Annotated in this window: 6 protein-coding genes; 4 read left to right on the forward strand and 2 right to left on the reverse strand. The window is 40.2% G+C overall.

The window, feature by feature from the left end; translation table 11 throughout:
• The 4 genes from A2003_RS12950 to A2003_RS12965 form a co-directional block, all read left to right on the forward strand.
• Positions 1 to 1,154: efflux RND transporter periplasmic adaptor subunit (locus A2003_RS12950; protein WP_286687471.1), on the forward strand; the 1,154-nt coding region annotated here is incomplete at its 5' end.
• A 1-nt stretch (position 1,155) separates the two neighbouring features.
• Positions 1,156 to 3,147: a MacB family efflux pump subunit gene (locus A2003_RS12955; protein ID WP_125318562.1), complete on the forward strand. Its 1,992-nt coding sequence runs from the start codon at positions 1,156 to 1,158 to the stop codon at positions 3,145 to 3,147.
• Positions 3,148 to 3,158: 11 nt separating this feature from the next.
• A complete protein-coding gene (locus A2003_RS12960; protein ID WP_125318561.1) occupies positions 3,159 to 4,559 on the forward strand; it encodes an efflux transporter outer membrane subunit in 1,401 nt (466 codons plus the stop codon).
• 427 nt (positions 4,560 to 4,986) lie between these two features.
• Positions 4,987 to 5,298 (forward strand): hypothetical protein, encoded by a 312-nt coding sequence (locus A2003_RS12965; protein WP_125318560.1) that lies wholly within the window; start codon positions 4,987 to 4,989, stop codon positions 5,296 to 5,298.
• Positions 5,299 to 5,412: 114 nt separating this feature from the next.
• On the opposite strand, the gene A2003_RS12970 is transcribed toward A2003_RS12965, so the two are convergent.
• Entirely contained in the window at positions 5,413 to 6,216 is an 804-nt protein-coding gene (locus tag A2003_RS12970; protein WP_004955561.1) for an enoyl-ACP reductase FabI, read from the reverse strand.
• A gap of 142 nt (positions 6,217 to 6,358) precedes the next feature.
• Positions 6,359 to 7,093 (reverse strand): Bax inhibitor-1/YccA family protein, encoded by a 735-nt coding sequence (locus A2003_RS12975; RefSeq protein WP_125318559.1) that lies wholly within the window; start codon positions 7,091 to 7,093, stop codon positions 6,359 to 6,361.
• Between the last annotated feature and the right edge of the window lie 20 nt (positions 7,094 to 7,113).

The following is a 7,113-nucleotide window of genomic DNA, read 5'->3' on the forward strand; positions in this document are numbered from 1 at the left end:
GTGTATTGGAAGCCACCAAAATGGTGAGTGTCGGTGCACAGGTTTCAGGTCAAGTGAAAAAAATGTACGTGCAATTGGGTGATCAAGTTAAACAAGGTCAGTTGATTGCTCAGATTGATTCGATTCGTCAAGAAAATGATTTAAAAACGGCTGAAGCAAGTATTAAAAATCAACAAGCCCAGCTTGCCGTTCAACAAGCAAATTTGGCAAAAGTTGAAGCTGAATACAAACGCCAACAAGCGATGTATAGCCAAGATGCAACATCACGTGCAGAGCTTGAAACAGCACTAGCAAATTACAAAACAGCTCAGGCACAAATAGCTGCGATTAATGCTCAAATTGAACAATCTCGCTTAACTCTGGCAACAGCGAAAGAAGACCTCGGATATACCCGTATTGTTGCACCTATGAATGGAACTATCGTGGCAATCGTGACTGAAGAAGGTCAAACGGTAAATGCGAATCAAACGGCTCCAACCATTGTAAAACTTGCAACTCTCGACACGATGACCATTAAAGCTCAGATTTCAGAAGCAGATGTGATGAAAGTTGAGAAAGGTCAAACCGTTTATTTCACCACCTTAGGAAATAGCGAGAAAAAACATTATGCGACTTTGCGTCAAGTAGAGCCCGCTCCAGATTCAATCAATACTGAAACTACGAGCACGAACTCTTCTTCATCAAGCTCTGCGGTCTATTACAACGCACTTTTTGACGTACCTAATGAAGATGGCAAACTGCGCATTGATATGACTGCTCAAGTCTATATTGTGTTAGCAGAAGCAAAAAATACATTAACAATCCCAGCAGCTGCGATTCAAGCAAAACGATCTAATACAAAAAATACTGCTAAAACCTCAACCGATAAAACCGAGGGTAATACCAATAAAGAAGTTCAGCGTCCAAAACGTTTGGAGTTAACAGCTGAAGAACAGAATCTAATTGCTCAAGGAAAAGCATCAACAGGAATGGTTCGTGTTTTACAGGCTGATGGTAGCGCTCAACCACAGCAAGTGTTGATCGGACTCAATAACCGTGTAACGGCGCAAGTATTGAAAGGACTCAAACAAGGTGACCAAGTTGTGATTGCAGATGCTTCTGACAACTCAAATGAAGCAGCAAAACGCAGTAACCAACGTGCAATGAGAATGTAATATGACTCAAAATCAAACGCATTCGTCACAGCCGCTACTTGAAGTCAGCAACCTGACTCGGGAATTCCCTGCAGGTGAAGGTACAGTCCAAATCCTCAAAGGCATTGATTTAAAAATTTATGCAGGTGAATTGGTTGCCATTGTTGGGCAATCTGGATCAGGTAAATCCACACTCATGAATATTTTAGGGTGTTTAGACAAACCTTGTTCAGGTAGTTATTTGGTCAACGGACGTGAAACACGTCAACTTGAACCTGATGAACTTGCCCAATTACGCCGAGAATATTTTGGTTTTATTTTCCAGCGTTATCACTTACTCGGTGATTTGAGTGCATCTGGTAACGTTGAAGTCCCTGCAATTTATGCAGGTGTCGATAGTCATCTTCGTCAGGAACGTTCGGCTGAATTGCTCTCTGAACTTGGCTTAGAGGAGCGTCTACATCATCGTCCAAGTCAACTTTCAGGTGGTCAACAGCAACGCGTTTCGATCGCACGTGCATTAATGAACGGCGGTGACGTGATTCTTGCCGATGAGCCAACAGGAGCATTGGATAAGAATAGCGGTATTGAAGTCATGCGTATTTTGCGTGAACTCAATGCTAAAGGTCATACCATCATCTTAGTTACACATGATCTCAATGTAGCAAAAAACGCGACCCGTATTATTGAAATCAGTGATGGCAATATTATTTCAGATCGCGCTAATACACCTGAAAATGATGATCCCGATTTAAAACGTCAGACACTACAACGCTCACCGCAAAAGAAAACTTCAGCTTGGCGATCTTTCTTCGATCGCTTAGGCGAAGCGTTCCGTATGGCATTGCTAGCGATGAATGCCCATCGAATGCGTACCTTTTTGACCATGCTCGGGATTATTATCGGAATTGCATCTGTAGTTTCAGTGGTTGCATTGGGTAATGGGTCTCAGAAGCAAATTCTTGAAAATATTAGTAGTCTCGGTACGAATACCATTACTGTGTACCAAGGACGAGGATTTGGTGACAACTCACGAGCCTCACAAACCAAAACACTTGTACCTGCGGACGCAGATGCACTTTCAGAACAACCTTATGTTGATGGAGTCAGTCCTTCTGTTAATACAAGTGTGACCTTACGTTTTAAAGAAACTGAAGCATCTGCAACCGTCAATGGTGTAAGTTCGGATTTCTTCTATGTGCGCGGTATGACTTTTAAATCGGGACAACCTTTTGATAAAGGCAGTGTGACCCAACGCGCACAGGATGTGGTCATTGATACGAATACCGAGAAAACCTTTTTCTCTGATGGTACTAATCCAGTCGGTCAAGTGATCTTATTGGGCAGTGTACCGAGTCGAGTAATTGGTGTCATTGATGCGCAACAAGGTTTCATGGGTAGTTCCGACAGCTTAAATGTATATCTTCCCTATTCAACGGTAATGAGCCGAATGCTTGGTCAGTCTAATGTGCGTAGCATCATCGTGCGCATCAAGGATGAATATTCAAGTAGTGCTGCTGAAAATGCAATCCTGACCTTACTTGAACAACGTCATGGTGCTCAGGATGTGTTTACCCAAAACTCCGATAGTATTCGTGAAACGATCGAGCAAACCACAGCGACAATGACATTGTTAATTTCAGCAATTGCTGTCATTTCACTGGTCGTGGGTGGTATTGGGGTCATGAATATTATGTTGGTTTCAGTCACCGAACGTACCCAAGAAATTGGTGTCCGAATGGCGGTGGGTGCTCGACAAAGTGATATTTTGCAGCAGTTCTTGATCGAAGCGATTTTGGTCTGCTTACTGGGGGGCGTGCTAGGTGTATTGCTTTCACTTGGGATTGGACAAATTATCGGACACTTTGCCAAAGGCATTATTGAGATGAGCTATTCAACGACATCCATTGTTGCAGCCTTTGTATGTTCGAGTCTGATTGGTATCGTTTTTGGTTTCTTACCAGCACGAAATGCGGCGCAACTCGATCCAGTTGCAGCACTAGCAAGAGAATAAGGAATTTGAGTATGTCTTTTCATTTTAAAAAATTAGGATTAGCACTGGCACTCACAGGTTCTTTAGCTGGCTGTTCTGCTGTTGTTAAAACACCATACAACTCGCCATCGGTACAGGTTCCTCAACAGTTCCAATATGATGTGCAAAAGAATAAAAATGTAAATCTGAGCGATCAATGGTGGACTCTCTTTAATGACGCTCAGCTCAATCAGTTGGTTGAACAAGTTCTCGCTAAAAACAGTGATCTTATAGTTGCTGGTATCACACTGAAACAAGCTCGCTTACAAGCTGGCTTAGCTGAAAACCAGCAAGGCATTCGTTCCAGTTCAAGTGTGTCAACAGGTCATAACTATGATCTACGCTCAGGAAATGGCACTGATCGTGGTTTATCAACCAGTGTGGGTGTCAGTTATGAGTTAGATTTATTTGGTAAACTTGCCAATCAAACTGAAGCGAGTCGTTGGGAAGCTCTTGCAAGCGCACAGGACTTACAAGCAACCGCGCAAAGTTTAGTTGCCACCACAGCCAAACTATATTGGCAATTGGGTTATTTAAATGAGCGATATAACACCATCCAACAGAATTTAGCCTCTACACAGAAAATTTATGAATTGGTGCAATCACAATACAAAGCAGGTGCAGTTTCAGGTTTAGATTTAACTCAAGCAGAACAATCGGTTCAAAGCCAAAAAGCCAGTTTGAGTCAGATTGAACAACAACGTGTAGAAACACGTACAGCCATTGCTGTATTGCTACATATGCCTGTACAACAACTGAGTATTCAAGAACCGAAACAGCTCCCAAGAAATGCTCTGCCGAATATCGCTGTGGGGCTACCTGCGGATATTTTGTCGCGTCGCCCAGATTTACAAGCTTCAGAATTACGTCTACGTAAAACACTATCGAATAAGGATGCAACCAAAGCCAGCTACTACCCTTCGATTAATCTCACAGGTAATTTAGGTGCTTCGAGTACATCGCTGACACAACTTTTGAAGAATCCTGCACTCACTTTAGGTGCGAGTTTAAGCCTACCCTTTCTTCAATATAATGATATGAAGAAAGATATTGCGATTAGTGATCTTGAATATGAAAAAGCAATTACTCAATATCGCCAAACGCTATACCAAGCTTTCGCAGATGTAGAAAATGCCTTGTCGAATCGAACTCAACTGAATCAGCAAGTACAACTGCAACAACGCAATGTCGAGTTAGCTAATAAAACTGAGCGACTTACCGAAGTCCGTTATCGAAATGGTGCGATTGCCTTAAAGAATTTACTTGATGCTCAAGAGACTACACGTAATGCACGACTGAGCTTAGTTGAAACCAAACAGAGTCAATACAATGCCTATGTGACTTTGATGCAAGCACTTGGCGGAAGTCCTGTGAAAGAACTGCCTGAGCAATAACACACGAGTTGATATTGTTTACTTTCTTCAAGTTCTCAACTCATTTTGAATGGGCTGAGAATTTTTAATGAGATCTTGATCATCAAAAACAACCTCATAAGAAAGTTGCTGACCTTTGAAATACATCTCGTTGACTTAAAGCTAACGTAAATTATAACGCAAGAGCTCATCAGGCATAAGAGAAGTTAGAATCGATAGTAGAAGCTTTGTATATATCTAGCTTAAGTCTATCTTTATCTGAAGAAATGAAAAATGCTATTTTAGGTTGTAATCCATATTCTGAGAAAGTAGTAAAAAATAATCAAATTAATTGAAGCAAATTAGGAAACCATCTGTTTAATAAGCTTGATCTCAAATTCATATCAAATACTGTTCAATCATAAACTATCTACTTTTTACGGGTAATAACATTAATACATGGAGTAATATGCATAACGTTAATCTGCTGCTATATATTTGGGATAGACAAACTTTAGAAGAGTCGAATAATTGGGCATTTGCATATAAAAAAATTAAGATGCCATTTATTCCTTTCGTTGGCTTAGAAATTGACTTCGCTCTAGAAAGAAACCAAAAAATTAAATCTATTAAATGGAGTATGGATAGCAACTCATTTTCTTGTATTCTAGAAAATGAATTCTCGCGCTACGGCATAGATGATCCTATGTTTGAAGAATGGCTTGAATATTACGAAAATCATGAGTGGTCTATCGAAGGACCATATGCCAAAATTGAATAATTAGACCATAACTGTATTTTGCATCAACTTTGAGATAAGGCTAGAGTTAACATCAAACTCTCAAAAACAAAGCCGCTATAAAGCGGCTTTATCAAATAATTTAGATCTATCTAATTATTCATCATCCATCATGCTTTGGCTCATACCGACAGTATTGAAACCACCATCAACATAAAGGATTTCACCCGTAATACCTGAAGCCCACGGTGAGCAAAGGAATAATGCTGCATTACCCACTTCTTCAATCGTTACATTACGTTGTAATGGAGCGATTTTTTCATTTGCATCCAACATTTTACGGAATGATTTAATACCAGAAGCAGCCAATGTACGGATTGGACCCGCAGAAATCGCATTCACACGAATCCCCTCTTTACCCAAGCTTAGTGCTAAATAACGAACACCCGCTTCTAAAGATGCTTTAGCCATGCCCATCACGTTGTAGTTTGGCATCACACGCTCAGAACCTTGATAAGTCAAAGTCAATAAACAACCCTGACGTGCTTGTAATAAAGGTTTTGCAGCACGCGCCATCGCAACAAAGCTATACGCACTAATGTCATGTGCGATTTTGAAACCATCACGATCTGTCACGTCTGTGAAGTCACCATCTAATGTATGTGCTGGTGCAAAACCGATTGAATGAACAACACCATCTAAACCGTCCCAATGTTTTGCTAACTCAGCAAATGCACCATCAATTTCTGCATCAACAGCTACATCACAAGGGAAAACTAAGCTCGAACCAAACTGTGCTGCAAAATCATCAACACGTTTTTTCAACTTTTCATTTGGATAAGTAAACGCAAGCTCCGCACCTTCACGATGTAATGCAGCAGCGATACCGTATGCAATTGATAATTTGCTTGCAATACCAGCGATTAAAAAACGTTTACCAGCTAAAAGTCCTTGTGACATCTTATTCTCACTCGAAAAATTTTCACCACATCATGCCAACATTCCTTATTTTTCGGAATTGCATAATCCATCTTTTTTACAAACTTGCATAAAAAAAATCGCCCTCAGATGAAGGCGATTTTCTTTTTAAGATAATAATTCGTTAGTCATCACCTTGGATCAGACTCAACAAACGCATAAATGAGTAATACATCCATACCAAAGTTGCTAATAGTGCAATTGCACATAACCATTCAAATGCTTTCGGAGCACGTTGTGCTGCTGCACTTTCAATTAAATCAAAATCTAAAATTAAGTTCAGTGAAGCAATTACCGCAACAAAAGCTGCAAAACCGATACCTAACCAGTTACTTTCAAAGATATAAGGAATACTTGAGCTAAATGCCAAACCCATGATGATCTGAACGACAAATACCAAAGCAATCGCAATAGATGCTGAGATCACCACTGCTTTGAATTTCTCAGTTGCACGAATGATTTGGAATTTATATAAACCAAATAAAACTAATGTCGTCACAAATGTTGCAAGTAAAGCTTGTAACGGAACACCTGGAAATTTCAGTTGGAAAATAAAAGAAATACCACCTAAAAATGCACCTTCAAATAAAGCATAAGGAATTGCTAAAGCAGGTGCTGTATTGGATTTAAATGTTGTAATTAAAGCTAGAACAAAACTGCCAATTGCCCCGACGATTGCCGCTGCATATGCAATCGAAAGATTTGCTGTGAATGCACAATAGAAAAATAGTGCCATTCCGAGAACCGCTGCGATCACAGTCAAAAGAACCGATTTCTGAATCGCTCCTTGAATGGTCATGGGTTCAGCCAAATCACTATAGGTTTCAACACGAGTTAAAATTGGATTATTACTTTGCATATATACGCTCTTTTTATAGT

It is taken from the genome of Acinetobacter sp. GWC1_38_13 (genome assembly GCF_001767535.1).
Classification (GTDB): Bacteria; Pseudomonadota; Gammaproteobacteria; order Pseudomonadales; family Moraxellaceae; genus Acinetobacter; species Acinetobacter junii.

What these genes read in the sequence shown, in the direction of transcription:
- A2003_RS12955 (WP_125318562.1), top strand. Translation starts at nt 1,156, where the DNA reads ATGACTCAAAATCAAACGCATTCGTCACAGCCGCTACTTGAAGTCAGC.
- A2003_RS12960 (WP_125318561.1), top strand. Translation starts at nt 3,159, where the DNA reads ATGTCTTTTCATTTTAAAAAATTAGGATTAGCACTGGCACTCACAGGT.
- A2003_RS12965 (WP_125318560.1), top strand. Translation starts at nt 4,987, where the DNA reads ATGCATAACGTTAATCTGCTGCTATATATTTGGGATAGACAAACTTTA.
- A2003_RS12970 (WP_004955561.1), bottom strand. Translation starts at nt 6,216, where the DNA reads ATGTCACAAGGACTTTTAGCTGGTAAACGTTTTTTAATCGCTGGTATT.
- A2003_RS12975 (WP_125318559.1), bottom strand. Translation starts at nt 7,093, where the DNA reads ATGCAAAGTAATAATCCAATTTTAACTCGTGTTGAAACCTATAGTGAT.